The organism is Roseomonas nitratireducens (assembly GCF_017813355.1).
GTDB lineage: Bacteria > Pseudomonadota > Alphaproteobacteria > Acetobacterales > Acetobacteraceae > Neoroseomonas > Neoroseomonas nitratireducens.
This window is the reverse complement of sequence record NZ_JAGIYZ010000014.1, coordinates 117367-140888: the sequence shown is the minus strand read 5'-3', so window position 1 is coordinate 140888 and position 23522 is coordinate 117367. Positions and strand designations below refer to the sequence as shown.

At 72.9% G+C, this 23522-nt stretch carries 24 protein-coding genes; 8 read left to right on the top strand and 16 right to left on the bottom strand.

What is annotated here, in order from left to right; all coding sequences use genetic code 11:
- The 6 genes from J5Y09_RS15445 to secB all read right to left on the bottom strand — a co-directional run bounded on the left by J5Y09_RS15445 (position 1) and on the right by secB (position 4633).
- Positions 1-570, bottom strand: a complete 570-nt coding sequence (locus J5Y09_RS15445; RefSeq protein ID WP_209352706.1) for a NifU family protein — start codon at positions 568-570, stop codon at positions 1-3.
- A gap of 33 nt (positions 571-603) precedes the next feature.
- Positions 604-1848: an RNA polymerase sigma factor gene (locus J5Y09_RS15440; protein ID WP_209352705.1), complete on the bottom strand. Its 1245-nt coding sequence runs from the start codon at positions 1846-1848 to the stop codon at positions 604-606.
- On the bottom strand, positions 1845-2204 hold the full coding sequence (locus tag J5Y09_RS15435; protein WP_209352704.1) for a YciI family protein: 360 nt from the start codon (positions 2202-2204) through the stop codon (positions 1845-1847). The genes J5Y09_RS15440 and J5Y09_RS15435 overlap by 4 nt, the downstream gene beginning before the upstream one ends.
- Before the next feature lie 96 nt (positions 2205-2300).
- Positions 2301-2960 (bottom strand): HAD family hydrolase, encoded by a 660-nt coding sequence (locus J5Y09_RS15430; protein WP_209352703.1) that lies wholly within the window; start codon positions 2958-2960, stop codon positions 2301-2303.
- A 25-nt stretch (positions 2961-2985) separates the two neighbouring features.
- On the bottom strand, positions 2986-4083 hold the full coding sequence (hemH, locus tag J5Y09_RS15425) for a ferrochelatase (protein WP_245217151.1): 1098 nt from the start codon (positions 4081-4083) through the stop codon (positions 2986-2988).
- 52 nt (positions 4084-4135) lie between these two features.
- A complete protein-coding gene (gene secB / locus J5Y09_RS15420; protein WP_209352701.1) occupies positions 4136-4633 on the bottom strand; it encodes a protein-export chaperone SecB in 498 nt (165 codons plus the stop codon).
- Positions 4634-4808: 175 nt separating this feature from the next.
- Between secB and J5Y09_RS15415 the strand changes: the two genes are divergently transcribed.
- Positions 4809-5789: a Bug family tripartite tricarboxylate transporter substrate binding protein gene (locus J5Y09_RS15415; protein WP_209352700.1), complete on the top strand. Its 981-nt coding sequence runs from the start codon at positions 4809-4811 to the stop codon at positions 5787-5789.
- Positions 5790-5809: 20 nt separating this feature from the next.
- Here J5Y09_RS15415 and htpX read toward each other — a convergent pair whose 3' ends face one another.
- Complete coding sequence (gene htpX / locus J5Y09_RS15410) at positions 5810-6733, bottom strand: zinc metalloprotease HtpX (RefSeq protein ID WP_209352699.1); 924 nt, start codon at positions 6731-6733, stop codon at positions 5810-5812.
- Between the two features lie 51 nt (positions 6734-6784).
- Here htpX and J5Y09_RS15405 point away from each other — a divergent pair, with 51 nt between their 5' ends.
- Positions 6785-6964 carry a DUF1674 domain-containing protein gene (locus tag J5Y09_RS15405; RefSeq protein ID WP_209352698.1) on the top strand — a complete coding sequence of 60 codons (180 nt, stop codon included), beginning with the start codon at positions 6785-6787 and terminating at the stop codon, positions 6962-6964.
- 26 nt (positions 6965-6990) lie between these two features.
- Here the strand turns inward: J5Y09_RS15405 and J5Y09_RS24790 are convergent, their stop codons facing one another.
- The 4 genes from J5Y09_RS24790 to J5Y09_RS15385 form a co-directional block, all read right to left on the bottom strand.
- Positions 6991-9189, bottom strand: coding sequence for an ATP-binding protein (locus J5Y09_RS24790; RefSeq protein ID WP_209352697.1), 2199 nt, complete (start codon positions 9187-9189; stop codon positions 6991-6993).
- Between the two features lie 127 nt (positions 9190-9316).
- On the bottom strand, positions 9317-10531 hold the full coding sequence (locus tag J5Y09_RS15395) for an MFS transporter (protein WP_209352696.1): 1215 nt from the start codon (positions 10529-10531) through the stop codon (positions 9317-9319).
- 2 nt (positions 10532-10533) lie between these two features.
- Positions 10534-13368, bottom strand: a complete 2835-nt coding sequence (gene polA / locus J5Y09_RS15390) for a DNA polymerase I (RefSeq protein ID WP_209352695.1) — start codon at positions 13366-13368, stop codon at positions 10534-10536.
- Between the two features lie 43 nt (positions 13369-13411).
- Positions 13412-13639, bottom strand: a complete 228-nt coding sequence (locus J5Y09_RS15385) for a zinc-finger domain-containing protein (protein ID WP_209352694.1) — start codon at positions 13637-13639, stop codon at positions 13412-13414.
- A 296-nt stretch (positions 13640-13935) separates the two neighbouring features.
- Here J5Y09_RS15385 and J5Y09_RS15380 point away from each other — a divergent pair, with 296 nt between their 5' ends.
- From J5Y09_RS15380 to J5Y09_RS15370, 3 genes are all read left to right on the top strand, one after another.
- Positions 13936-14847: an alpha/beta fold hydrolase gene (locus J5Y09_RS15380; protein WP_209352693.1), complete on the top strand. Its 912-nt coding sequence runs from the start codon at positions 13936-13938 to the stop codon at positions 14845-14847.
- Positions 14844-15506, top strand: a complete 663-nt coding sequence (locus J5Y09_RS15375; RefSeq protein ID WP_209352692.1) for a YdcF family protein — start codon at positions 14844-14846, stop codon at positions 15504-15506. Before J5Y09_RS15380 ends, J5Y09_RS15375 begins: the two co-directional genes overlap by 4 nt.
- Positions 15507-15606: 100 nt before the next feature.
- On the top strand, positions 15607-15987 hold the full coding sequence (locus tag J5Y09_RS15370; RefSeq protein ID WP_209352691.1) for a hypothetical protein: 381 nt from the start codon (positions 15607-15609) through the stop codon (positions 15985-15987).
- Here J5Y09_RS15370 and J5Y09_RS15365 read toward each other — a convergent pair.
- On the bottom strand, positions 15965-17305 hold the full coding sequence (locus tag J5Y09_RS15365) for an NAD(P)/FAD-dependent oxidoreductase (protein WP_209352690.1): 1341 nt from the start codon (positions 17303-17305) through the stop codon (positions 15965-15967). The two genes, J5Y09_RS15370 and J5Y09_RS15365, sit on opposite strands and share 23 nt — an antisense overlap.
- 60 nt (positions 17306-17365) lie before the next feature.
- Here J5Y09_RS15365 and J5Y09_RS15360 point away from each other — a divergent pair, with 60 nt between their 5' ends.
- Together J5Y09_RS15360 and J5Y09_RS15355 are read left to right on the top strand one after the other, a co-directional pair.
- Complete coding sequence (locus tag J5Y09_RS15360; RefSeq protein WP_209352689.1) at positions 17366-18181, top strand: glycosyltransferase family 2 protein; 816 nt, start codon at positions 17366-17368, stop codon at positions 18179-18181.
- Positions 18165-18644: a hypothetical protein gene (locus J5Y09_RS15355; protein ID WP_209352688.1), complete on the top strand. Its 480-nt coding sequence runs from the start codon at positions 18165-18167 to the stop codon at positions 18642-18644. The genes J5Y09_RS15360 and J5Y09_RS15355 overlap by 17 nt, the downstream gene beginning before the upstream one ends.
- A gap of 27 nt (positions 18645-18671) precedes the next feature.
- On the opposite strand, the gene fabG is transcribed toward J5Y09_RS15355, so the two are convergent.
- Positions 18672-19361, bottom strand: coding sequence for a 3-oxoacyl-ACP reductase FabG (gene fabG / locus J5Y09_RS15350; protein WP_342451489.1), 690 nt, complete (start codon positions 19359-19361; stop codon positions 18672-18674).
- Between the two features lie 11 nt (positions 19362-19372).
- Positions 19373-20194 carry a HesA/MoeB/ThiF family protein gene (locus J5Y09_RS15345; RefSeq protein WP_209352686.1) on the bottom strand — a complete coding sequence of 274 codons (822 nt, stop codon included), beginning with the start codon at positions 20192-20194 and terminating at the stop codon, positions 19373-19375.
- 79 nt (positions 20195-20273) lie between these two features.
- Here J5Y09_RS15345 and J5Y09_RS15340 point away from each other — a divergent pair, with 79 nt between their 5' ends.
- Positions 20274-21539, top strand: coding sequence for an MgtC/SapB family protein (locus tag J5Y09_RS15340; protein WP_209352685.1), 1266 nt, complete (start codon positions 20274-20276; stop codon positions 21537-21539).
- Positions 21540-21546: 7 nt separating this feature from the next.
- Here the strand turns inward: J5Y09_RS15340 and J5Y09_RS15335 are convergent, their stop codons facing one another.
- Positions 21547-22515, bottom strand: a complete 969-nt coding sequence (locus tag J5Y09_RS15335; RefSeq protein ID WP_209352684.1) for a Bug family tripartite tricarboxylate transporter substrate binding protein — start codon at positions 22513-22515, stop codon at positions 21547-21549.
- Between the two features lie 37 nt (positions 22516-22552).
- Positions 22553-23479: a 4-hydroxy-3-methylbut-2-enyl diphosphate reductase gene (gene ispH, locus J5Y09_RS15330; protein WP_209352683.1), complete on the bottom strand. Its 927-nt coding sequence runs from the start codon at positions 23477-23479 to the stop codon at positions 22553-22555.
- Positions 23480-23522 lie beyond the last annotated feature (43 nt).

Below are 23522 nucleotides of genomic sequence, written 5' to 3'. Positions count from 1 at the left end.
TCAGGCCTCGACCTGCTCCACCGCCACCACTTCCGGCACGTAGTGGCGCAGCATGTTCTCCACGCCATGCTTCAGCGTGGCGCGGGAGGAGGGGCAGCCCGAGCAGGCGCCCTGCATGCGCAGCCGCACGATGCCGTCGCGGAAGCCGCGGAAGACGATGTCCCCGCCATCGCCGGCGACGGCCGGCCGCACCCGGGTGTCGAGCAATTCCTTGATCTGCGCGACGACCTCCTGGTCGGCGGCGTCGAAATCCTCGCCATGCTCGCCCTCGGCCTCGCCGTCCTCGAGCACCGGCATGCCGGAGAGGTAGTGCTCCATGATGGCGCCCAGCACGCGCGGGCGGAGCATGGTCCAGTCCGCGTCGCTGTCCTTCGTCACGGTGACGAAATCGGCGCCGAGGAAGACCCGCGCCACGTCGCCCACCTGGAAGACCCGCTCGGCGAGGGGGGAACGGCCGGCGGCCTCCCCCGGCGCGGTGAAGTCGGCCGTGCCGCGCCCGCCGAGCACGTCGCGCCCGGGCAGGAACTTCAGCGTGGCGGGGTTCGGGGTGGCTTCGGTCTCGATGAACATGGCGGGCATCCGCGGCTGAGATGGTTTCCAGACCTATGTGGTCCGGATTGCCGCGCCGTGCAACATGGCGAGCCTCGCCTGGAGGAAGGCGCGCTCCCCGGGCTCCGAGGTGAGGCCGATGGCGCGGCCATAGGCCTCGGCCGCCGCCACCGCATCGCCGAGCCGGGCCAGCAGATGCGCCCGCACCGCCCAATAGGGCTGCCAGGACGGCGGCAGGCCGGGCGCCATCGCGTCCAGCAGGGCGAGGCCTTCCGCCGGACCGCGCGCTTCCGCGACCGCGGCCGCACGGCCGAGCAGCGCGCCGGCCGAGGGCGCGATGCGCAGCAGCAGCTCATACAGCGTGACGATGGCGCCCCAGGGCGTGCCGCCCATCGCGGTCCGCGCCGCATGCGCCGACTGGATGGCGGCCTCGACCTGGAATCGCCCGGCCTGGCCGGCGCGGGCGGCGGCGGCGAGATGCGCCTCCGCTTCCCCCGCCAGCGCACCGTCCCACAGCGCGGGGTCCTGCTCGGCGAGCGGCACCAGCCGCCCGGCCGCGTCCCGCCGCGCCGGCCGCCGTGCCTCGCAATGCAGGATCAGGGCGACGAGGCCGCGTGCCTCCGGCTCCTCCGGCAACAGGGCGGCCAGCAGGCGCGCGAGGTGCAGGGCTTCCGCAGCCAGCCCGGTCAGGCGCGGGTCGACGCCCGCCATGTCGGGCCAGGCGCTGCCATAGGCGGCATAGACCGCGTCCAGCACGGCGGCGAGGCGTGGCGCCCATTCCGCGCGCTCCGGCACCTCGAAGCGCAGCCCGGCCTCGCGGATGCGGGCCTTCGCGCGCGTCAGGCGCTGGCCCATGGCGGCGGGGGAGACGAGGAAGGCGCCCGCGATCCGCGCCGCATCCAGGCCAAGCACTGTCTGCAGCATGAGCGGCGCGCGGACCGCCGGCTCGATCTCGGGATGGGCGCAGACGAACAACAGGCCGAGCCGCTCATCCGGGAAGGGGGCCGCCTCGCGATCCGCTTCCTCGGCCAGCAGGGCCAAGGCGGGCTCGGCCATTGCATGCACCCGTGCATGCCGGGCGCGGCGGCCGAGATTCCGGCGCGCGACCGTCAGCAGCCAGGCGTCCGGCGCGGCGGGCACGCCCCTCGCCGGCCAGGTCTCGAGCGCGGCGCGCAGCGCCTCGGCCAGCGCGTCCTCCGCCGCCGCCAGGTCCCGCGTCCGCGCCGAAAGCCAGGCGAGCAGCCGGCCATAGGAGGCGCGCGCGGCCGCTTCCGCCGCGCGCGCAGCCGCCCCGCTCATGCCGCCGGGGGCGGCATCACCGGGCGGATCTCCACCGCCCCGCCCGGGAAGACCGGGCAGCGCGATGCCCAGTCCAGCGCCGTCTCCAGGTCCGGCACCTCCAGCACGAAATAGCCGCCGAGCTGTTCCCGGGTATCGGCATAGGGCCCGTCCTGCACCTGCCGCCCGCCCGCGCCGATGCGCAGCGTGGTCGCGGTCGGGGATGCTTCCAGCCCGTTGCCGCCCACCATCAGCCCGCTCGCGCGCACCGCCGCGGCATAGGCCGTCCAGGCGCCCCAATAGGCCGGCGCCTCCGCCGGGTCGTGGCGCTTCGCCGTCTGGTCCTTCGGTTCGTAGATCAGCATGCAGACCTGCATGTCGGGGCTCCTTCGTGCCTGACGGATCATCCCGTCCTGCACCGATGAACCCGGAGCCTGGAGGATTCAGACAGGATCGGCGAAAAAAAGCGGTGGTCAGCCCGGAAGGCCGAGCAGCCCCGGCAGCGCCGCCATGTCGTCGAAGGGTTCGGCGCCATGGGCGGCCAGCACGCCCGCCGGCGTCTCCCGCGCGAAGCCGAGCACGCGGCAGCCGGCCGCCCGGCCCGCGCGCACGCCGGGCACGCTGTCCTCGACCACCACGCAATCGGCCGGCGCGGCGCCGCAGGCCGCGGCCGCCGCCAGGTAGATGTCCGGCCAGGGCTTGGGCCGGTCCACATCCTCGAAGGAGAAGACGCGCTCGGCGAAGACGGTGGCGAGGCCGAGGGACCGCATCTTCGCCGCCAGCTCCACCCGGCCCGAATTCGACGCGACCGAAACCGGGATGCCGGCCGCCGCGATGGCGTGCACCGCCTCCGTCGCCCCCGGCACGGCCGGCGTTCGGCGCGTCATCTCATGGGCGATCAGCGCGGAGATCTCCTCCGCCCAGCCGGGCGGCAGGGGGCCGACACGCGCCTCGATGCGCGGGACCATGTCGGGCAAGGCCATGCCGAGGAAGGTATGGCGCGATTCCGCCGCGCTCATCGGCCAGCCGAGCTCCGTCAGCTGCTCGGCGACGAGGGCGTTCACCATCATCTCGGAATCGGCCAGCACGCCGTCGCAGTCGAACAGGACGGCGCGGGGGGGCGGCGGGCTCATGCGGCCCGCCGCGCGGGGGCAGGCTTCAAGCCGGTTCCTTCACCGCGACCTGGCGCCGCTCGGCGGTCGCGCGCGCATGGGGGCAGTCGCCATGCTGCTTCGGGCATTGCCGGGCGCCGGCGAAGGAGCAGAGGCTTCGCCCGGAGCCGAGCGCGGCGCGCGCGAGGTCGGCCAGCGCGGCGATGAAGTCGGGGTCGCTGTTCTGCGCGGGCACGCGGAAATAGCCGGGGATGCCGAGCTTGTCGGCTTCCTCCCGGTATTCGACGTCCAGTTCCACGAGCGTTTCCGAATGCTCGGACACGAAGGCGATCGGGCAGATCAGGATCGCCGCCTTGTCGTGCGCGGCGCGCTCGATCTCGTCCTCGGTCGAGGGCCCGATCCATTTCTGCGGCGTGACGCGCGACTGGTAGCAGACGATGTGGTCCAGGCCCGGCATGTCGAGCTTTTCGACCACCGAGGCGACGGTCTGCTCCACCTGCCACTGGTAGGGGTCGCCGGCGTTGACGATGCTCTCCGGCAGCCCGTGCGCGGAGAACAGAACGCGCAGCGGAACGTCCTCGGGCAGGGCGGCGCGCGCTTCCTGCCAGGCCCGCCGCACCAGCTGCGCCGTCGCCATCGCGAAGCCGCCATGGGAATGCCAGCAGCACAGCGTGGTGGTCGGCACGGACAGGCCGGCCTTGCGGCAGGAATCTTGCCACGCGGCGATGCTGCTGCCGGTGGTGGTCGTGGAGAACTGCGGATAGAGCGGGAAGAGCAGCACCTCGTCCGGCGCCCAGTCCTTCACGGCGCGCGCGGCCTCGTCGCTCATCGGATGCCAGTAGCGCATGGCGATGAAGGACCGCACCTCGATCCCCGGATCGCCGGCCATGGCCGCTTCCAGCGAGCGTCCCTGCTCCTCGGTCAGGTCGAGCAGCGGGGAACGGCCGCCGAGGATGGCGTAGTTCTCCATCGCCGGCTTCGTCCGCCGCCAGGCGATCAGCCGGCCGAGCCAGGGCCGGATGAACCCCGGCACGCGCAGGATGGCAGGGTCGGTGAACAGGTTGACCAGGAAGGGCCGCACGCTCTCCGGGCGGTCGGGACCGCCCAGGTTGAACAGCACGATGGCGACGCGGCGCTTGGGCATTGTCTCGCCCGACATGACCCGCGCGGGGCGCGAGTCAAGTCCCTGGGCCCCTTCAGGCATTGGCGACAGGCGCGTCGGCGCCCTGGCCGCGGCGCGACTGCCACAGCTGGACGAAGTCGATCGGCGCCAGCAGCACCGGCGGGAAGCCGCCGTCGCGCGTGACATCGGCCAGGATGTTCCGCGCGAAGGGGAACAGCAGGCGCGGGCATTCCACCAGCAGCAGCGGCTCCAGCATCTCCCGCGGCACGCCGTTCAGCGTGAAGATGCCGCAATAGACGAGCTCCGCGATGAAGGCGGTCGCGCCCTCGTTCGTCTTGGCGTCGGCGCGGATCTGCAGGGAGATCTCGTAGGTCTCCTGCCCTTCCTGCAGCCGGCGCGCCTGGACGTCGAGCGCGATGTCGATCCGCGGCGCCTCGCGCAGCGAGAGGTAGATCTCGGGCGCGCCCGGCACCTCGAAGGACAGGTCCTTGGTGAACTGGAGGTTCAGGACCACCGGGCCCGTGGCGGGCATGGCGCCGCCATTGGCGGGCGGGTTGGGCTGGTCGGACATGCGTGGACCTTTTCGCAGCGGCGCGGCGGGCGCGCCCGGGGCGTCGCGGGGGCGGTTAGCACGCGGGGGCGGGGGCGGCAACGCGGCGGAAAGTCTCGCGCGGCGCCCGGGGCGCGTCCTAGGCTCGGCGCCCAGCGGTCCCGCGAGAGGACCGCAAAGGGAGAATGACCGTCCGATGCGCCACCACGCCGCCGGCCGCCGTGCCGTCCTGATCGCCAGCGCAACGCTCGCCGCGCCGCGCCTCGCCAGCGGGCAGGAGGCCTGGCCCGCCCGCCCCGTCCGCTACATCAACCCCTATGCCGCGGGCGGGCCGACCGACACGCTGTCCCGCCAGCTCTGCCAGAAGATGGCCGACCTGTCGGGCCAGCAATTCGTGGTCGAGAACCGTACCGGGTCGGGTGGCATCGTTGGCAACCAGGCCATCGCCCAGGCGGCGCCGGACGGATACACGCTGGGCCTGGGCGGCATCGCGACGCATGCCATGGCGCCGACGCTCTACGCGCGCATCCCCTTCGACCCGCACCGGGACTTCACCTTCGTCTCAGGCATGTGGCAGCTGCCGAACCTGCTGGTGGTGAACAACGACATCCCGGCCCGCTCGGTGCCGGAGCTGATCGCGCATCTGAAGGCGCATCCGGGGCGCTATTCCTACGCCTCGGCCGGGTCGGGGACGACGCTCCACATCTCGGGCGAGCTGTTCAAGACCATGGCCGGCGTCGACATCACGCATGTGCCCTATCGCGGCAGCGCGGCGGCCTATCCGGACATCATCGCTGGGCGCGTGCACATGATCTTCGACAACATCCCCGGCGCGCTGGCCCAGGCGCGGCAGGGGCGGGTGCGCGCGCTCGGCGTCACCTCCGCCGCGCGCAGCCCGGTGGTGCCCGAGGTGCCTGCGATATCCGAGACCCTGGCCGGCTTCGACATGTCCTCCTGGACCTGCCTGTGCGGCCCGGCGGGCATCCCGCGGGACGTCGTCGCGCGCATCTCCGACCTCGCCCGCCGGGCGCTGGAAGCCGAAGACCTCAAGCGCCAGTACCTGGAACAGGGCGCGACCGCCTGGTGGACGACGCCGGAGCAGATCGCCGATTTCCGGGCGGCGGAGGAAAGGCGGCTGGCGCCGGTGATCCGCGCCTCGGGCGCGCGGGTGGACTGACCGCGCGCCGGGCGCGCTTTTCAGCCCCAGGGATTGCCGCGCCGCCCGCCGGCCCAGGGGCCCGGCGCGGCGGAAGGGGCGGGCAGGGCGCCCATCCGCGCCGCGAGGTCGTGCAGCGCCGCGATCCGGTTCTCCGTGCGCGGATGCGTCGCGAACAGGTTGTCCATCCGCGCGCCGGACAGCGGGTTGACGATGAACATGTGCGCCGTCGCGGGGCTCGCCTCCGCCCCGCGGTTCTGGATGGCATGCGCATGATGCTCGAGCCGCGCGAGCGCGTCGGCGAGGCCGAGCGGATTGCCGGTGATCTCCGCCGCCCCCCGGTCGGCCTCGTATTCGCGCGACCGGCTGATCGCCATCTGCACCACGGCGGCGGCAAGCGGGGCGAGCACGATCATCAGGATCATGCCGATCGGCCCGAAGGGGCTGCGGTTCCGGTCCTGCCCGCCCTGGCCGAAGATCATGCCGAAATTCGCCAGCATCGAGATCGCGCCGGCGATCGTCGCGGTGACGGTCATGATCAGCGTGTCGCGGTTGCGGATATGGGCAAGCTCATGCGCGATCACGCCCGCCACCTCCTCCTCGGTCATCAGGTCGAGCAGGCCGGTGTTGACCGCGACGGCGGCGTTGGATGGGCTGCGGCCCGTGGCGAAGGCGTTGGGCTGGTCCTCGTGGATGACATACAGCGCCGGCATGGGCAGCCCCGCCCGCGCGGCGAGGTCGGCCGTCATCTGGTACAGCCGCGGCGCGTCCTGCGGCCCGATCGGCTGGGCGTGGTGCATGCGCAGCACCATCCGGTCGGAATTCCACCAGGCGAACAGGTTCATGCCGCCGGCGAAAAGCAGCGCCAGCAGCATCCCCTGCTGCCCGGCGATGGCGAAGCCGATGGCGCCGAACAGCGCCGTCAGCCCCGCCAGCAGCACCAATGTCCGCGCATAGCCGCCCATCGCGATCCTCCCGCTGCGCCGCGATCCGTACCGCCCTATGTAGGACGGGCCATGACCGAGACACCACCGGGCGCCGCGCCCGAACCCGACGCCCCCACCCCCGCCCCGGCCCCGGCGGCCGACACGAAGCCGGCGCCCGCTAAGGCGCCGAAGGAGATCGGCGGCCCGACGGGCCCCGAGCCGACGCGCTTCGGCGACTGGGAACGCAAGGGCCGCGTCAGCGATTTCTGATCGCGTGCGGGCCGCGCCAGCCGGCCTCAGGCGGTCGCGAAGCGCGGCCGCCGCAGCGCGGCGAGGCGGGCGAGCAGCGCCTGCGTGTCGTAGGGCTTGCTGATCAGTTCGAACTCGGCGTCGCCGCCGTACTGGGCCAGCGCCTCCCCCGCATAGCCGGAGGCGAGCAGCACGACGATCCGCGGCCTCAGGCGCCGGGCTTCCCGCGCCAGGTCCACGCCGGTCATGCCGCCCGGCATCACCACATCGGTGAACAGGATGTCCGCCGCCACCCCGTCCTTCAGCAGGGCAAGGGCGGTAGGCCCGTCCGGTGCCGCGCGGACGTCGAAGCCCGCATCGGCCAGCAATTCGACCGCGACGTCGCGCACCGCGGGCTCGTCCTCCACCACCAGCACCGAGGCGCCGCGGCCGAGCGTCGGGGCCGGCGGCGCCGGCGCCTCGAAGCGGACCGCGCCGCCTTCCATGCCGGCGCCGAGCGGCAGGTAGAGGGTGACGGTGGTGCCGCGCCCGGTCGCGGACTGCAGCGCGACATGCCCGCCGATCTGGCGCATGAAGCCGAAGATCTGCGACAGGCCGAGGCCGGTGCCCTGCCCTTCCGGCTTGGTGGTGAAGAACGGCTCGAAGGCGCGCTCGCGCGCCTCGGGCGACATGCCGAGGCCGTTGTCCCGCACCTCGACCGCCACATAGGGCCCGGGCTTGGCGTCCGGATTGCCCGCCAGGGCCTGTTCCTGCAGCCAGGCGCGGCGCGTGGCGATGCGCAGCACGCCGCCGCGCGGCATCGCGTCCCGCGCATTGATGGCGAGGTTGAGCAGGGCGGATTCGACCTGTGCCGAATCCGCGCGGGAATGCGGCAGCCGGTCGTCCAGGCTGAGCTCGACCGAGATCGCTTCCCCCAGGGCGCGGCGCAGCAGGGGCAGGAAGTCCTGGACCAGGGCGTTGGTGTCGATCGCCGCCAGGGTCAGCGGCTGGCGCCGCGCGAAGGCGAGCAGGCTGGCGTTCAGCCTCGCGCCACGGTCCACCGCGGCGATGGAGGCGGCGAGCAGGCGGCGCGTGCGTTCGTCCGCTCCGGCGCCGAGATGCCGCTCCAGCGCCCGGGCCGTGCCGAGGATGGCGGTCAGCAGGTTGTTGAAGTCATGCGCGATGCCGCCGGTCAGCCGCCCCACCGCCTCCATCCGCTGGGCGTTGCGCAGACCTTCCTCGGCGGTCTCGCGCCGCGCGATCTCGGCGGCGAGCTCGGCGGCCTTGGCCTCCAGCCGGCGCAGCGTCTCGGTGTCGGCCTGCATCCGGTCGCGCACCAGCAGCGACATCAGGGCGATGACGAGCCCCGCGAAGAAGCAGCCCGTCGCGATCTTGCCGAAGGCGATCAGCGCGTCCCGTTCATGCGGCGCCGTCGGGACGGTCAGCAGCAGGCTGACGGGAAGGTCGCCCAGGCGCTGCCAGCGCAGGAACCGGGTTTCCCCCGTGCCGAGCGGATCGCCGATCGCGGTCGCGGCGCCCGACAGGGGGGCGCCGGCCTCGTTGGGCAGCGCCCTGGCATGCTGGCCCGCCACCCCTGCCGGCAGCAGGACCGTCCCGTCGTCCCGGACGAGGGCGAGGCGTGCATCGGGCAGGTCGCGCGCCGCGGTGGCCCAGGCGCGGAGAAATGGCTCCTCCCGCAGCGACGCGGTCAGGACGCCGTCGGCGGGCCGGCCCTCGATCTTGCGGGGGCGGGAGAGCAGCAGGCCGGCATTGGCGCCGAAGCCGTCCGCCGGGGGCGGGTCCAGCCACAGCGTTCCGCGCCGGGCGGTGCGCAGCACCTCCGCCGCGGCGATGCGCTGCGGGTCGGCGCCGGCGGTGCCCGCGACGTCCGTCACCAGGATGCGCCCGTCGGGCCGGGCCAGCGCGATGCCCGAGATGAGATGCGCCTGGGCGTCCGCCAGCCGATGGAACTCGGCCTGGAGCGCACCGCTCCGGGCCTGGATCTGCGCCCAGGTGAGGGTGAGGGTGGCGTCCTCCGCCCGGTCGAGGCCGTTGATCCCGCCTTCGATCAGCCGCTGCGCCTGCTCCGCGCCGATACGGACGCTGTAGTCCAGCGCGTCGGCAAGCCGCCTGGCCCGATCGTCACGATCGTGGCGCAGGAGGGTGGCGAAGAGGATCGCGGGAAGCACGATGGCGGCGAGAAGGGTCCCGCCGGGGATGGCCCTGCGCCGCCCACTCGCCCTGCCGTCGCCTTTGCTGCCGTCCACGTAACCCTTGCCCCGTCTTGATCCGGAGGGTCGCGCAACTCGCGATGGTGCGACCCACTACTCCCCTGAACGGATCATAGGGACGAGATTAGGCACGGTTCCGTATCAACAATAAGTGAAGCCGTGGCTATTCGGCCGGCGCCGCGGCCATCCGCCGGCGCCGCAGCCGCCATTCCTGCGCCAGCGCCATCAGCGCCGTCAGCAGCATGAAGGAAGCGGCGGCGAAGAAGACCAGCCGTGGCTCCCCCGCATCGAGCATCCAGCCGAACAGCGGCGGGCCGGCCATGCCGCCCAGGTTGAAGCCGGTCGAGACGATGCCGAAGACGGCCCCCGCCTGGCCCGGGGGGGCGGCCGCGCGCACCAGCATGTCGCGGGAGGGCATGATCATGCCCGACAGGAACCCCGCCGCCGCCATCACCGGCACCAGCAGCAGCCCGCCTACTCCGCCGGTGCCGACCAGCAGCACCAGGGCGGCCGCCGAGCCGAAGCCGAAGGCCGCGACCAGCCCGTGATGCTTCGTCCGGTCGGCGACCACGCCGCCGAACAGCACCCCGCCGGCCGAGGCGAACAGGAAGGCGGTCAGCGCCGCATTCGCCATGGTCAGCGACAGGCCCTGCCCATCGACCCAGGCGGCGACCGAGAAATTCTGGATGCCGCCGTTGGACATGGCGAGCGTGACGAAGAACAGCGTCATGGCCAGCACCGCCGGCGTCAGCACGCGCCGCACCCCGCCGCCGGCGGATGCCGCCTTGGCCGCGGCCGCCTTCGGCGCGGCGTCCGGCGCCCGCGCGAGCAGCAGCGGAATGGCGGCCAGCGGCCCGATCGCGCCGGCCGCGATCAGCGCCGCCGACATCCCCCACAGCGCCGCGATGCCGAGCACGAAGGCCGGCGCGATGGCCCCGCCGAGGAAGCCCGCGAAGGTGTGGATGGAGAAGGCGCGGCCCACGCGTTCCTCGGCGATCGAGGCGCCGAGGATGGCGTAGTCGGCCGGGTGGTAGACGCTGTTGGCGAGCCCGGCCATGGCCGCGGCCACGATCAGCCAGGTGTAGCCGCCCGTCAGCCCGAGCAGGATGAAGGCCGACCCGCCGAGCACCAGCGCTGCCGCCAGCATCCGCCGCGGCCCCGCCCGGTCCACCACGAAGCCCATCGGCGCCTGGGTGAAGAAGGAGACGATGTTGAACACCGTCAGCGCCAGGCCGAGCTCGACATAGGACACGTCGAGCTGGTCCCGCAGCAGCGGGAACAGCGGCGGGATCACCAGGTAGTGGACATGGCTGACGAAATGCGCCGCGCAGATCTGCGCGAGCGTCGTCCGTTCCTGCTTCGTCCAGCCGGCCGCCATGCTCAGTGCGCCTCCGCCCAGGAATGGCCCTGCCCGACATCGACCGACAGCGGGACGCGCAGCGTCGCGACCGATTCCATGATCTGCTTCACGAGAGCGGATGTGGGGGCGACCTCGGCTTCGGGAACCTCGAAGACCAGTTCGTCGTGCACCTGCAGCAGCATCCGCGCCTTGAGCCCGGCCTCCCGCAGCGCGCGGGGCAGGCGCACCATGGCGCGCTTGATGATCTCGGCCGCGCCGCCCTGGAAGGGGGCGTTGATGGCGGCGCGCTCTGCGCCGGCGCGGCGCACCGGATCCTTCGTCGCGATGTCGGGGATCCAGAGCTTTCGCCCGAAGGGCGTGCGGACGAAGCCATGCGTGCGCGCTTCCTCCTTCAGCCGCTCCATCTCCTGCCGGATGCCGGGATACTGGGCGAAATAGGCGTCGATGATGGCGCGCCCCTCGGCCGGCGGGATGCCGAGCCGGGCCGCGAGCCCGAACGCCGACATGCCGTAGATGATGCCGAAGTTGATCGTCTTGGCGCGGCGCCGCGCTTCCTTGTCCACCTTGGCGGGATCGAGGTGGAAGATCTCCGCCGCGGTGCGCGAATGGATGTCCTCGCCCTTCTCGAAGGCTTCCCGCAGCGTCGGCACTTCGGCCAGGTGCGCGAGCAGGCGCAGCTCGATCTGGCTGTAGTCGGCCGCGACGAGCACATGGCCGGGCTCCGCGACGAAGGCGCGGCGGATGCGCATGCCTTCCTCGGAGCGGATCGGGATGTTCTGCAGGTTGGGATCGGTCGAGGAGAGCCGCCCCGTGCTCGTCCCCGCCATGCCGTAGGAGGTGTGCACGCGCCGGTCCGCGGCATCGATCTCCGCCGCCAGCCCTTCGACATAGGTGGATTTCAGCTTGGCCAGCTGCCGCCAGTCGAGCACGCGCGCGGCGAGCTCCACCCCCTGCGCGGCAAGGTCCTCCAGCACCGCGGCATCGGTGGAATAGGCGCCGGTCTTGCCCTTCCGCCCGCCCGACAGCTTCATCTCGTCGAACAGGATCTCCCCGAGCTGCTTCGGCGAGCCGACATTGAAGGGACGGCCGGCGAGTTCGTGGACCTTGGCCTCCAGCACCGTCAGGCGGGCGGAGAAATCCTCGCCGATGCGGGCGAGTTCGGCGCCGTCCACCTTGATGCCAGCTTCCTCCATCTGCCGCAGCACGCCGATCATGCGGCGTTCGACCTGCTCGTACAGCGCGAGCGCGCCTTCTTCCCGCAGGCGTGGCTTCAGCAGCAGCCACAGGCGCAGCGTGACGTCCGCATCCTCGGCCGCGTAGGCGGTCGCGCGGTCGATCGGCACCTGGCCGAAGGGGATGCGCGCGCGGCCCGTGCCCGTCACCTCGTCGAACTTGATCGGCGCGTGGTTGAGGTGGAGGACCGAGAGCTCGTCCATCCCATGCCCATGCTTGCCCGCGGACATGGCGTAGGAGAGCATCATCGTGTCGTCGACCGGCGCGATGGTGGCGAAGCCGCCATTCTCGGCGCGGGCCATCACTTCAAGGTCGTACTTCGCGTGCTGGAACACCTTCAGCACCGAAGGGTCCTCCAGCAACGGGCGGAGCAGGGCGAAGGCGCGCTCGGCCTCGATCTGCGCCGGCGCGGGGCCGGAGAGCATGTCCCCGCCAGCGCCGTGACGGAGCGGCACGTAGCAGGCCCGCCCCGGGGCTGTCGCCAGCGAGAAGCCCACCATCCGCGCGCGCCGCGCGTCGAGGCTGTCCGTCTCGGTGTCCAGCGCCACCACGCCGGCTTCCGTCGCCGCGGCGACCCAGCGGATCAGCGCCGCTTCCTCCGTCACCGCCTCATAGGACCCGAAGGGGGCGGCGAGGTCGGGCGCGACGGGGCCGGGGGCGGGCGCGTGCCTCAGCGCCACGGGCGGGGCGCCGCGGCGCGGGGGCTCGTTGCCTTCCCCGAGCTTGCCCATGCGCGCGAGGATGGACCGGAAGCCCATGGCGCGCAGGAAGGATTCGAGCTTGTGGTCGCCCGGCGGGCGCGCCTCCATCTCCGCGATCGGGCGCGGCAGCGGCGCGTTCTCGTCCAGCTGCACGAGGCGCTTCGAGATGCGTGCCTTCTCGGCGTTCTCGACCAGCGCCTCGCGCCGCTTGGGCTGCTTGATCTCATGCGCGCGGGACAGCAGCGTCTCGAGGTCGCCGTATTCGGTGATGAGCTGCGCCGCGGTCTTGATGCCGATGCCGGGGACGCCAGGGACATTGTCGGTGGAATCGCCGGCGAGCGCCTGCACCTCCACCACCTTGTCCGGCGTCACGCCGAATTTCTCGAAGACCTCGGTCTCGCGGATCGGCTTCTGCTTGATCGGGTCGAGCAGCTGCACGCCCGGGCGGACCAGCTGCATCAGATCCTTGTCGGAGGAGACGATGGTCACCTGCCCCGGCCCTTCCGCCAGGAAGGCCTTGGCATAGGCGGCGATCAGGTCGTCCGCCTCGAAGCCCTCCATCTCCACATGCAGCACGCCGAGCGCATCCGTCGCGTCGCGGATCAGGGCGAATTGCGGGACGAGCTCCTCGGGCGGGTCGGGGCGGTGCGCCTTGTAGTCGGGGTAGATCTCGTTGCGGAAATTCACGCGCGCCGCGTCGAACACCACGGCGATGTGGCTGCCCGCATGGCGCGTCAGGAACTGGGCGAGCAGGTTCGTGAAGCCGAACACCGCATTGACCGGCACCCCTTCCGGGCTGGTCATGGGCGGCAGGGCGTGGAAGGCGCGGAAGATGTAGCCGGACCCGTCCACCAGGATCAGGTGGCGCTCGCCCTGCTTCACTTCGGGCAGGGCTTCCGACGCGGCGGCGGCGTCCGTCATGCCAGGGCCCCGCGGCCGGCCGGCCTCCGGGGCACGGTCGCCGTCAGTGCCCATGGTCCTCGCCCGCGCCCTCGGCGAGGACGTAGGTGATGGAGCAATAGGGGCAGGTGACCTCGCGGCCTTCGATGTGCAGCCAGATGCGCGGGTGGCCGAGGCCGGAGGCGGCCTCCCCGTCGCAGGCGACCTTGCGGGCGGTCACCTCGATCCGCTGGTCGGGGGTCAGGCCCGCCACGGGCTTGGGGGCGTAGCCGGTCATCAGGGGGTCGCGCATGGCGGTCCTCGTGTCTTTGGCGGCACCATAGTCGCCATGGGCGTGGCGGGCCAGGGTGGCGGGGGGCTACCCTGGGGGCCATGCCGCCTCTCTCCGAAGGGTGGGGGGGAGAAGGGAACTTCTCCCGCCCGCGGATCCCATCGCCGCTGCAAGGCAACGGCGACGGGCGCCCGCGCCCCCCCTCCGACGTCAGTTCCGAAAAAGCAAGGAATGGAGGGGGCCCGGGGGAGGTTCCCCTCCCCCGCCGCCTTTTGCCTTTGCTGGCGCTCGCCTCCTGCGCCCCCGCCCGCGCCCCCATGGGCCCCGCCGTCACCGCCCCCATGCTGGCCCCGGATGCGCTGGTCATGCCGGATGGCGTGCGCCTGCCGCTGCATCGCTGGCTGCCGCCGAGCCCCCCGCGCGCCGTCGTGGTCGGGCTGCACGGCATGAACGAGCATGCCCGCGCCTTCGCCGAGGATGCCGCGCCCTGGTTCACGCAGGAGGGCGTGGCGCTCTACGCCTATGACCAGCGCGGCTTCGGGGGCACGCCCAACCGCGGCATCTGGGCGGGCCATGAGACGCTGGCCGCCGACGCGGCGGAGGCCGCGCGCCTGGTGCGCGAGCGCCATCCCGGCGTGCCGCTGGTGATGATGGGGGAAAGCATGGGCGGCGCGGTGCTGCTCGTCGCCGGCGCCTCCGCCGCCCCGCCGCCGGCGGATGGCTACGTGCTGCTCGCCCCCGCGGTGGTGGGGCGGGCCGCGCTCGGCTGGCTCGCGCGCAACATGCTCGACCTGCTCGTCTCGGTGGTGCCGATGATGGGCTTCCAGAATTCCGCGCCGGGCTTCCAGCCGACCGACAACATCGCCGCCTGGCGGCGCTGGTCGCGCGATCCGCTGCTGATCCGCGACACGCGCGTCGATGCCATCGCCGGGCTGGTGGACCTGATGGATGCCGCCGTGGAATCGGCGCCCCGTTTCCGCGCGCCGGCGCTGCTGCTCTATGGCGGGCGGGACCGGCTGGTGCCGGCGGCGCCGACGCGGTCGCTGCTTGCTGCGCTGCCTGAACGAGACCGCCAGCGCGTCGGGTTCTATGCCAATGGCTACCACATGCTGTTGCGCGACACGCAGGGCGACCGCGTGGCGCGGGACATCACCGCCTGGGTGACGGACCGCGCCGCGCCGCTGCCCTCGGGCGCGGAGGCCGCCGCGCGCGCCTGGCTCGCGGCGTGAGCCCCGAGGCGCCGCCGCCCTTCCTCGGGCATGACGGGGCCATCACCCTGGCCGCGGCGCTCGTCGTCGCGGCGCTGACGGCGGGGCTCGCGCCGCTGGCCGCGACGCTGGCCGTGCTGCGCACCGCGCGCGCGACGGGCACGGCGCCGCCCGCGCCGCCGGCGCGCATCCTCGTGCTCGGGCACCGGCTGGAGGGCGGGGCGCCCTCGTCCATCTTCGTCGCGCGGCTCGCGCGCGCGGCCGAACTGGCGCGCGCGGCGCCCGACGCGCGGCTGTTGCTGCTGGGCGGGCAGACGAGCCCGGACGCGCCCGCGGAAGCGGAGGTCGGGCGCGACTGGCTGGCGGCGCGCGGGATCGCGCCGGGGCGGATCGGGGTCGAGACGCGGTCGCGCCACACGCTCGAAAACCTCGCGAACCATCGCGCCGCGCATGGCCCGGCCGCGGGCGAAGCGCTGGTGACGAGCCGCCTGCACATGCATCGCGCCCTGCGGATGGCGCGCGGGCTTGGCCTTTCGCCGGCCCCGGTGGCGGCGGAGGAGGCCTTCCGGCTCGACCTTCCGGGCCTGCTGACCGAAGGCTTCATGGTGCATTGGTACGTCACCGGCAGGACCATGGCGCGGCTGCTGCGCCGCCGGGCCTGGCTCGCGCGGATCGGTTGACCTGCCTCAATCCGGGCTGGGCGGGCCAGACGGTAGTAGGGTCCGGTGTCGCGGGGCACGCTCGGTCGTCCCGCGCCGTACAAAGACGCCAGGAGGATCCATGAAGCGCAGGTTCCTGATCGGATCGATGCCCGTCGCGTTCGCGGCGGTCGCGCTCACGGGCTGCACGCGCCCGATCTACAATGTCAGCCGGCGCCCCTTCCAGCACCCGGGGTCGTTCGAGCACCGCGCCATCCAGATCCAGCGCGCCGCGGCCGGGCTCGGCTGGCAGACCGATGTGGTCCGCCCGGGCGTGATCCGCGCCACGCTGAACCTGCGCACCCATGTCGCGGTGGTCGAGATCACCTACAACCAGGAGGTCTTCTCGATCATCTACGCCGACAGCAGCAACCTGAACTACGACGGCACCAACATCCACAAGAACTACAACGGGTGGATCGAGAACCTCGAGCGCGTGATCAGCCAGCAACCCTCGGTGTGACGGCGGGTTCGGCGCGGGGCGTGCGCACCAGCCCCTGGGGCCGTAGCCGGTAGCCGAAGCGGTAGGCGAGGTTCAGCGCGTGGTAGGCGGCCTTGAAGGCGAGCACGGGCAATTGCCGGTTGGCGTTGGCGTGCACGTCGCCGGCCAGCAGGCTGACCAGCCCTTCCCGCATCCGGAAGCGGTTGCGCGGCTCCATGAACATGTCGCGCAGCACCGGCGTGTTGATGCGGTAGATGAGCCAGGAGAGCGAGCGGATCGCGCGCTTCACCCGGCGCTCGAACGCCCGCGCCATCGGCGCGGCGCGCACGGGGTCGTCGAGCCATGTGTCGGCGACCTCCGCCCCCATCTCCGCGCTCGCCATCGCCAGCAGCACGCCGGAGGAGAAGACCGGGTCGATGAAGGCATAGGCGTCGCCCGCCATCAGCCAGCCATTCCCGTGCATCACCTTCGACGCGTAGGAGTAGTTGCCGGTCGTCGTCACCTCGGACATCAGCTCGGCATCCGCGATGCGGCGCGCGACCGAAGGGACGGACCGCAGCGTCTCGAGGAAGAAGTCCCGCACCTCCCCCCGCCGGCGCTTGAAGAAGCCCGGGTTGCTGACGACGCCGACGCTCGTCACGCCGTCGGGCAGCGGGATCATCCAGAACCAGCCATGGTCGAACAGGTGGATGGTGATGCTGCCGTCCTCGGTCTCCTCGAAGGGCACGACGCCCTTGAAGTGGCCGTACATCGCGGCGGTGTTGTTGTGCGGGTTGCGCGCCTTGCTGCCCATCGCGGTGGCGAGGAAGGTGTCGCGGCCGGACGCGTCGATCACGTAGCGCGCGCGGAAGGCGTGCATGGCCCCTTCCTCGTCGCGCGCCGTCACGCGGTGGCCGCCCGCGGCGTCGAGCGTGACGTCCAGCACGCGCATACCCTCGCGCGCATCGGCGCCGAGCGTCCGGGCGCGCGCGAACAGGATCTCGTCGAACTGGCTGCGCCGCACCTGGTAGGAATAGGTGTAGTCCTGGTTCAGTCCCGCGGCGAAGGAGAAGGTCGCGTGCTTGCCATGCTCGTCCGAGACGAAGCGTCCGCCGGGCTTGTGGACGCCGATCGCCGCGATCTCCTCCTGCACGCCGAGCCGTTCGAACAGCCGCAGGTTCAGCGGCAGCAGGCTCTCGCCGATATGGAAGCGCGGATGGCGATCTTTCTCGAGCAGGACGACGCGGCGTCCCTTCTCGGCCAGGATGGCGGCGGCGGTCGCGCCGGCGGGGCCGCCGCCGACGACGAGGACGTCGCAACTGGTCTCCCCCTGCAGGGCTGTGCTGGAATCGAGCGGCATGGTTGCTAGGTCCCGATCTCGGCCGTCGTTAAGGTGGTGGCCCATTCCACCCGGAACACCGTGACCGAGGCAACATTTCCGACGCGCCCCGCCCCGTCGCCCGCCCTGGCCGGGGGCGGCCTCGTGATCCTCATGCCCGCCTTCCAGGAGGCGGCGACGATCGGCGCGCTGGTCGCGCGCGTCCTGGACGCCATGCCGGGCACGCCGCTGCTGGTCGTGGACGATGGTTCCACCGACGGTACGGGCGCGATCGCCGAGGCCGCGGGGGCGGAGGTCGTCACGGCCCCGGCGAATGAGGGCAAGGGCGCTGCGCTCCGGCGCGGGATGCGCGCGGCGCTGGCGCGCGGGGCGTCCTATGTCGCGACGCTGGACGGGGACGGGCAGCACCGGCCGGAGGACCTGCCGCGGCTGGTGGCGCTCGCCCGGCCGGACCGCATCGTCATCGGGTCCCGCCGGCGGTCGCCCGGCCAACCGGCCGCGCGGCGGCGGGCCAACCGCGTGGCGGATTTCTGGGTTTCGTGGGCGGCGGGGCACGCGGTGGCGGACAGCCAGTCGGGCTTCCGCATCTATCCGGCCGCGGCGCTGGCCGAGCTCGCCCGCTACGAAGGGCGCGCGCGCCGCTTCTCCTTCGAAAGCGAGATCCTGATCGATGCCTCGCGCGCGGGGATCGTTACGGAAGCGGCCGATATTCCGGCGCTCTACGCCGGCACGCTGCGGCGCCCGAGCCATTTCAGGCCCGTTGCGGATATCGCGCGCATCGTCATCATGGTCGGCGGCAAGCTGCTCGCGCGCGGGATGGACCCGGCGGGGCTGCGCCGGAGCCTTGCCGGGCGACGGCGCATGGAACAGGAGGGACGGAATGATGCATCGCCGTGACGCGCTGCGCAGGGTCCTGCCGGTGCTGGTCGCCATCGGCGGCGGCATCGGCCTTGGCGCCTGCCGGGACCAGCCGGTCTACGAGGCGACGAACGGGCAGTTCCAGGGCCGCGGCTCGCTCGCCGAACGGGAAGCGCTGATCCGCCGTGCCGCCGCGTCCCAGCCGGGCTGGTCGGTGCAGTCCATGCGGCCGGGCCTGCTGCGCGCGACCAACACCTGGCGCAGCCACCAGATGACGGTCGACATCGCCTTCGACGTGCGGACCTTCAGCATCCGCTACGTGAGCAGCGTGAACCTCGAATACGACGGGGCGCGCATCCATCAGAACTACAACACCCGGGTGCAGGCGCTGGAACGCGCGATCATGGCCGGCGGCGGGGCGGCGATGCCCGTGTCGTCGGGCGGCGGGCGCGGGAACCTGGATGCGGTGCCGGTGTCGGGGCCGGTGGTCAGCGGGGAGTGAAGGGCGGGGGAGGAGAACCTCTCCCCGCTACGCCATCCCACCATTGATCGATACCGTCTGCCCCGTGATGTAGCCCGCGCGATCCGAGCAGAGGAACGCGACGAGGTCCGCGACCTCCTCCACCCGCCCCAGCCGGCGCGCCGGCACCATCTCCCGCACCCGTTCGGGCGGCACCGCGGCGCTGATCGCCGGGCTGTCGATCAACCCCGGAGCGACCGCGTTCACCGTGACACCGCGCGGCGCGCATTCGAGCGAGAGCGCGCGCACCGCCCCGATCAGCCCCGCCTTGGCCGCCGCGTAGTTCGCCTGGCCGCGATTGCCCATGATGGCCGAGACCGACGACATGGCGACGATCCGCCCGTTGCGCGTGCCCATCATCGGCAGCAGCAGCGGCCGCGCCACATGGAAGAAGCCGTCGAGCGACACGGCCATGACGCGGCGCCACTGCGCCTCGCTCATCGCCGCCATCGGCACGTCGTCATGCGCGCCGGCATTGTGCACGAGGACCTGGATCGGCCCGGCCTCGAGCAGCGCCTCGCAGGCCGCGCGCGTCGCGTCGTGGTCGGCGATGTCGAAGACCGTGTGCGCGCCGCCGATCTCCTCGGCCAGCGCGCCGGCCGCCGCGGCGTTGCTGTGCGCGTGGACGGTCACGGCGCAGCCATCGCGCGCGAGGGCACGGCAGATCGCGGCGCCGATCGGGCTGGCGCCGCCGGTCACCAGGGCGCGCCTCACGCCGTGCAGACCAGCGCGGGGGGCTCCGCATGCGCGGACAGGTCGCGGATCGTGGCGGCCGGTCCGCACAGGGCGCAGCCCGGGTCGCGCTTCAGCCGCACCGTCCGGAACCGCGAATCGAGCGCGTCCCAGATCAGCAGCCGCCCGCGCAGCGGGTCGCCGATGCCCAGGATCAGCTTCAGCACCTCGGTCGCCTGCAGGGTGCCCATCACGCCGGTGACGGCGCCGAGCACGCCCGCTTCCGAACAGGTGGGCACGAGGCCCGGCGGCGGCGGTTCCGGGTGCAGGCAGCGATGGCAGGGATGCGCGCCATCATGCCCGGCGAAGATCGAGAGCTGTCCTTCGAAGCGCAGCACCGCGGCGCTGACCAGCGGCCGGCCGAGTAGGTGGCAGGCATCGCCCAGCAGGAAGCGCGTCGCGAAATTGTCGGTCCCGTCGCAGGTGATGTCGTAGCGCGGGATGAGGTCCTGCGCCGCCGCCGCGTCCATCCGCCGCGCATGCACCTCCACGCGCACCTCGGGGTTCAGCGCGGCGAGCGTCTCGGCCGCGCTTTCGGCCTTGTTGCGGCCGATGCGCGCCGTGCTGTGCGCGACCTGCCGCTGGAGGTTGGAGAGTTCCAGCGCGTCGTCGTCGACGAGCCCGATCGTGCCGACGCCCGCGGCCGCGAGGTAGAGCGCAAGTGGCGAGCCGAGCCCGCCCGCGCCGACGATCAGCACGCGCGCGGCGCGCAGCTTCGCCTGGCCGGTCGCGCCGACCTCCTGCAGCAGGATGTGGCGGGAATAGCGGTGGAGTTCCGCCTCGGTGAAGTCGAGATCCATGGGCCGGATATGGGCGCGGGTCGCGGGGGCGCGCAAGCATGTGCTTGCGTGGCTTCTAACTTAGGCGTGAAGTCGGCCCATGGACGGGGAGGATCTGATCCGCCGCCTCGCCGTGGCGCTCGCGATCGGCCTGCTGGTCGGGGCCGAGCGCCATTGGCGGGAGAGGGAGGAGGCGCCGGGCCGCCGCACCGCCGGCGTGCGCACCTTCGCCCTGGTGGGGCTTTCGGGCGGGATCGTCGCGGCGCTGGCCGCGGGCGCGGGGCCGCTCGGCGGCGCGGTGCTGATCTCCGGCGGGCTGCTTGCGCTGGTCGCCGCGCTGCTGCCCTTCGCGCTGCGGGAAGCGGATGCGGAAGGGCGGTTCAGCGCGACCACGCTGGTCGCCGCGATCGGCACCTATGCGCTCGGCGCGCTCGCCGTCTCGGGCCAGATGGCGGCGGCCGGCGCGGCCGCCGTGGCGATGACGGCGGTGCTGGCGGCGCGGGACAGCCTGCACGGGCTGATGGCGCGCATCACCTGGACGGAACTGCGCTCGGCGATCCTGCTGCTGTCGATGACCCTGGTCGCGCTGCCGCTGGTGCCGGATGCGCCGGTGCCCTGGCTGCTCGGGGTCAATCCGCACAAGGTCTGGATGCTGGCGATCCTGCTCGCGGGCATCTCCTACCTCGGCTACCTCTCGGTGAAGCTCGGGGGGGAGCATCGCGGCCTGCTGCTCGCGGGGGCGGCGGGCGGGCTCGTGACCTCCACCGCCGTCACGCTGGCAAATGCGGCCGCGGCGGCGAGGGGCGGGCCGGCGCGGGGCCTCGCCGCCGGCGCGCTCATGGCCGGCGCGGTGTCCTGCCTGCGCACGGCGGTGCTGGCGCTGGTGGTCGCCCCCGTGACGGGGCAGGCGCTGTGGCCGGCCCTGTTCGTCGCCGCGCTGGCGATGGGGGGCGTGGCGCTGCTGCTGGCGCTGCGGCGCGGCACCGTGGCCGACGGGCCGTCCTCGCCCGGCAATCCCTTCGAGATCGGCGCGGTGCTGCGCATGGCGCTGCTGCTCGCGGGCGTCGGCGCGGCGGCGAAGTTCGGCGCGGAGAAGCTGGGCGGCGCGGCGGTGGTGGTCATCGCCGCGGTCACCGGCCTGACGGATGTGGACGCCATGACGCTGTCGGTGCCGCTGCTGGCGCCGCAGGTGATCAGCGCGGCCCTCGCCGCCCAGGCGGTGGCGGTCGCGGTGGCGAGCAACATCATCGCCAAGGCGGCCTATGCGGTGGCCCTGGGCGGCGGGCGCTACGGCGCGCTGTTCGGCGGCGGGTCTCTGCTCGGCCTCGCGGCGGGCGCGGCCACGCTGCTGCTGTGGCCGGGCTGACGCGCCTTCAATCCACCGTCGCGCCGCTCTCGCGCACGATCGGCGCCCATTTCGCCGTCTCCTCTCGGATGAAGCGGGCGAGGTCCTCGGCCGATCCGGGCAGGGGCTCGACGCCGTGGCGCGCGAGATGGGCGCGCACCTCGGCATCTTCCATCGTCTCCCGCATCGCGGCGTTGAGGCGGGCGACGATGTTCGGCGCCAGGCCCTTCGGCCCGACCAGCGCGTACCAGTTCGCGACCTCGTAGCCCGGCAGGGTCTCGGCCACGGTGGGCAGGTTCGGCAGCAGGGCGGAACGCTGCGCGGTGACGACCGCGAGCGCGCGCAGCCGCCCGCCTTCCACCTGCGGCAGGGCGGTGGGCGCAGTGGAGAAAGCGAAGTCCGTCTTGCCGGAGATCAGGTCCGTCATCAGCGGTCCGCCGCCGCGATAGGGCACGTGCACCGTGCGCACTCCGGCCATGCGGTCGAGCAGCGCGCCGGCCAGATGCCCCGCCCCGCCGACGCCGGAGGAGCCGTAGGAGAGCGTGTCCGGCCGCGCCCGCGCCGCCGCGACAAGGTCCGCGACGTTCTGCCAGGGCCGGTCGGCCGGGATGACGAGCACGTTCAGCACGCTGCCGGCCATGGCGATCGGCGTCAGGTCGGCCTGCGGGTTGAAGGGCAGGCTGCGGTAGAGCGTCGGGTTGATGGCGAGCGCGCCGATCGTGCCCATCAGCAGCGTCGTGCCGTCCGGCGCGGCGCGCACCACCGCCTCCGTCGCCAGGTTGCCGCCGGCGCCGGGGCGGTTGTCCACCACGATGGGCTGGCCGAGGATCGCCTGCAGCTTCGGCGCCAGGGTGCGGGTGCTGATGTCGGTCGCGCCCCCGGCGGCGAAGCCCACCACGATGCGGACCGGGCGCGTCGGCGCCCAATCCTGCGCAAGCGCGGGGCGCGGCAGGGCGGCGAGCAGCGGCAGCGCGGCCAGATGGCGGCGGGTGATCATGGATGGTTCCTCCGGCAGGTTACCTTTGGCCGGATGACTACTCCGCGGCGAGGCGTGCCGGAAGGCGGAAGGTGACGTCCTCGACGATGCCGGGCAGGGCTTCCACCGATGTCGCGCCGAGGGTCGCGAGCCGCGCCACCAGCTCCTCCACCAGCCGTTCCGGGGCGGAGGCGCCGGCGGTCACGCCGACCGCCCGCGCGCCGTCCAGCCAGGCCGGGTCGAGCGCCGCGGCATCCGCGATCAGGTGCGCGCGGGCGCCGCATTCGGCCGCGATTTCCCGCAGGCGGTTGGAGTTCGAGGAATTGGCCGCGCCGACCACCAGCACCACCTCCGCGATGCGGGCGAGTTCGCGCACCGCGGTCTGGCGGTTCTGCGTGGCGTAGCAGATGTCGCGCGTGTCGGGCCCCGTCACGTCGTCGAAGCGGGCGCGGATCGCGGCGATGACCTGCTTCGTGTCGTCGACCGACAGCGTCGTCTGGGTGATGAAGGAGACGGGCCGGTCGCGCGGGATGGGCAGCGCCTCGACCTCCGCCGCGTCGGCGACGAGATGCACCTCCCCATCGATCTGGCCCATGGTGCCGATCACCTCCGGATGCCCGGCATGGCCGACCAGGATCACGGCGCGGCCCTGCGCGGCGTAGCGCCGGCCTTCGTTGTGCACCTTGGTCACCAGCGGGCAGGTGGCGTCGAGCACGTCGAGCCGGCGCAGCGCGGCCTCCCCTTCCACCTTCCGCGCCACGCCATGGGCGGAGAAGACGGCGACGGCGCCTTCGGGGATCTCATCCACTTCCTTGACGAAGACGGCGCCGCGGGCGCGGAGGTCCTCGACCACATGGCGGTTGTGCACGATCTCGTGCCGCACATAGACGGGGGGCCCGAAGCGTTCGAGCGCCTGCTCGACGATGTCCACCGCGCGCACCACGCCGGCGCAGAATCCGCGCGGCTGAGCCAGAACCACCCGCATGCCCGTCCTTCCCGGTTTGCTTTGGGGGAAGGATTTGATGCGC

What these genes read in the sequence shown, in the direction of transcription:
- J5Y09_RS15335 (WP_209352684.1), bottom strand. Translation starts at nt 22,515, where the DNA reads ATGATCACCCGCCGCCATCTGGCCGCGCTGCCGCTGCTCGCCGCCCTG.
- ispH (WP_209352683.1), bottom strand. Translation starts at nt 23,479, where the DNA reads ATGCGGGTGGTTCTGGCTCAGCCGCGCGGATTCTGCGCCGGCGTGGTG.
- J5Y09_RS15435 (WP_209352704.1), bottom strand. Translation starts at nt 2,204, where the DNA reads ATGCAGGTCTGCATGCTGATCTACGAACCGAAGGACCAGACGGCGAAG.
- secB (WP_209352701.1), bottom strand. Translation starts at nt 4,633, where the DNA reads ATGTCCGACCAGCCCAACCCGCCCGCCAATGGCGGCGCCATGCCCGCC.
- J5Y09_RS15405 (WP_209352698.1), top strand. Translation starts at nt 6,785, where the DNA reads ATGACCGAGACACCACCGGGCGCCGCGCCCGAACCCGACGCCCCCACC.
- J5Y09_RS15380 (WP_209352693.1), top strand. Translation starts at nt 13,936, where the DNA reads ATGGGCCCCGCCGTCACCGCCCCCATGCTGGCCCCGGATGCGCTGGTC.
- J5Y09_RS15370 (WP_209352691.1), top strand. Translation starts at nt 15,607, where the DNA reads ATGAAGCGCAGGTTCCTGATCGGATCGATGCCCGTCGCGTTCGCGGCG.
- J5Y09_RS15395 (WP_209352696.1), bottom strand. Translation starts at nt 10,531, where the DNA reads ATGGCGGCCGGCTGGACGAAGCAGGAACGGACGACGCTCGCGCAGATC.
- J5Y09_RS15385 (WP_209352694.1), bottom strand. Translation starts at nt 13,639, where the DNA reads ATGCGCGACCCCCTGATGACCGGCTACGCCCCCAAGCCCGTGGCGGGC.
- polA (WP_209352695.1), bottom strand. Translation starts at nt 13,368, where the DNA reads ATGACGGACGCCGCCGCCGCGTCGGAAGCCCTGCCCGAAGTGAAGCAG.
- J5Y09_RS15430 (WP_209352703.1), bottom strand. Translation starts at nt 2,960, where the DNA reads ATGAGCCCGCCGCCCCCCCGCGCCGTCCTGTTCGACTGCGACGGCGTG.
- J5Y09_RS15355 (WP_209352688.1), top strand. Translation starts at nt 18,165, where the DNA reads ATGATGCATCGCCGTGACGCGCTGCGCAGGGTCCTGCCGGTGCTGGTC.
- J5Y09_RS15340 (WP_209352685.1), top strand. Translation starts at nt 20,274, where the DNA reads ATGGACGGGGAGGATCTGATCCGCCGCCTCGCCGTGGCGCTCGCGATC.
- J5Y09_RS15415 (WP_209352700.1), top strand. Translation starts at nt 4,809, where the DNA reads ATGCGCCACCACGCCGCCGGCCGCCGTGCCGTCCTGATCGCCAGCGCA.
- J5Y09_RS15440 (WP_209352705.1), bottom strand. Translation starts at nt 1,848, where the DNA reads ATGAGCGGGGCGGCTGCGCGCGCGGCGGAAGCGGCCGCGCGCGCCTCC.
- J5Y09_RS15445 (WP_209352706.1), bottom strand. Translation starts at nt 570, where the DNA reads ATGTTCATCGAGACCGAAGCCACCCCGAACCCCGCCACGCTGAAGTTC.
- htpX (WP_209352699.1), bottom strand. Translation starts at nt 6,733, where the DNA reads ATGGGCGGCTATGCGCGGACATTGGTGCTGCTGGCGGGGCTGACGGCG.
- hemH (WP_245217151.1), bottom strand. Translation starts at nt 4,083, where the DNA reads ATGCCCAAGCGCCGCGTCGCCATCGTGCTGTTCAACCTGGGCGGTCCC.
- J5Y09_RS15365 (WP_209352690.1), bottom strand. Translation starts at nt 17,305, where the DNA reads ATGCCGCTCGATTCCAGCACAGCCCTGCAGGGGGAGACCAGTTGCGAC.
- J5Y09_RS15345 (WP_209352686.1), bottom strand. Translation starts at nt 20,194, where the DNA reads ATGGATCTCGACTTCACCGAGGCGGAACTCCACCGCTATTCCCGCCAC.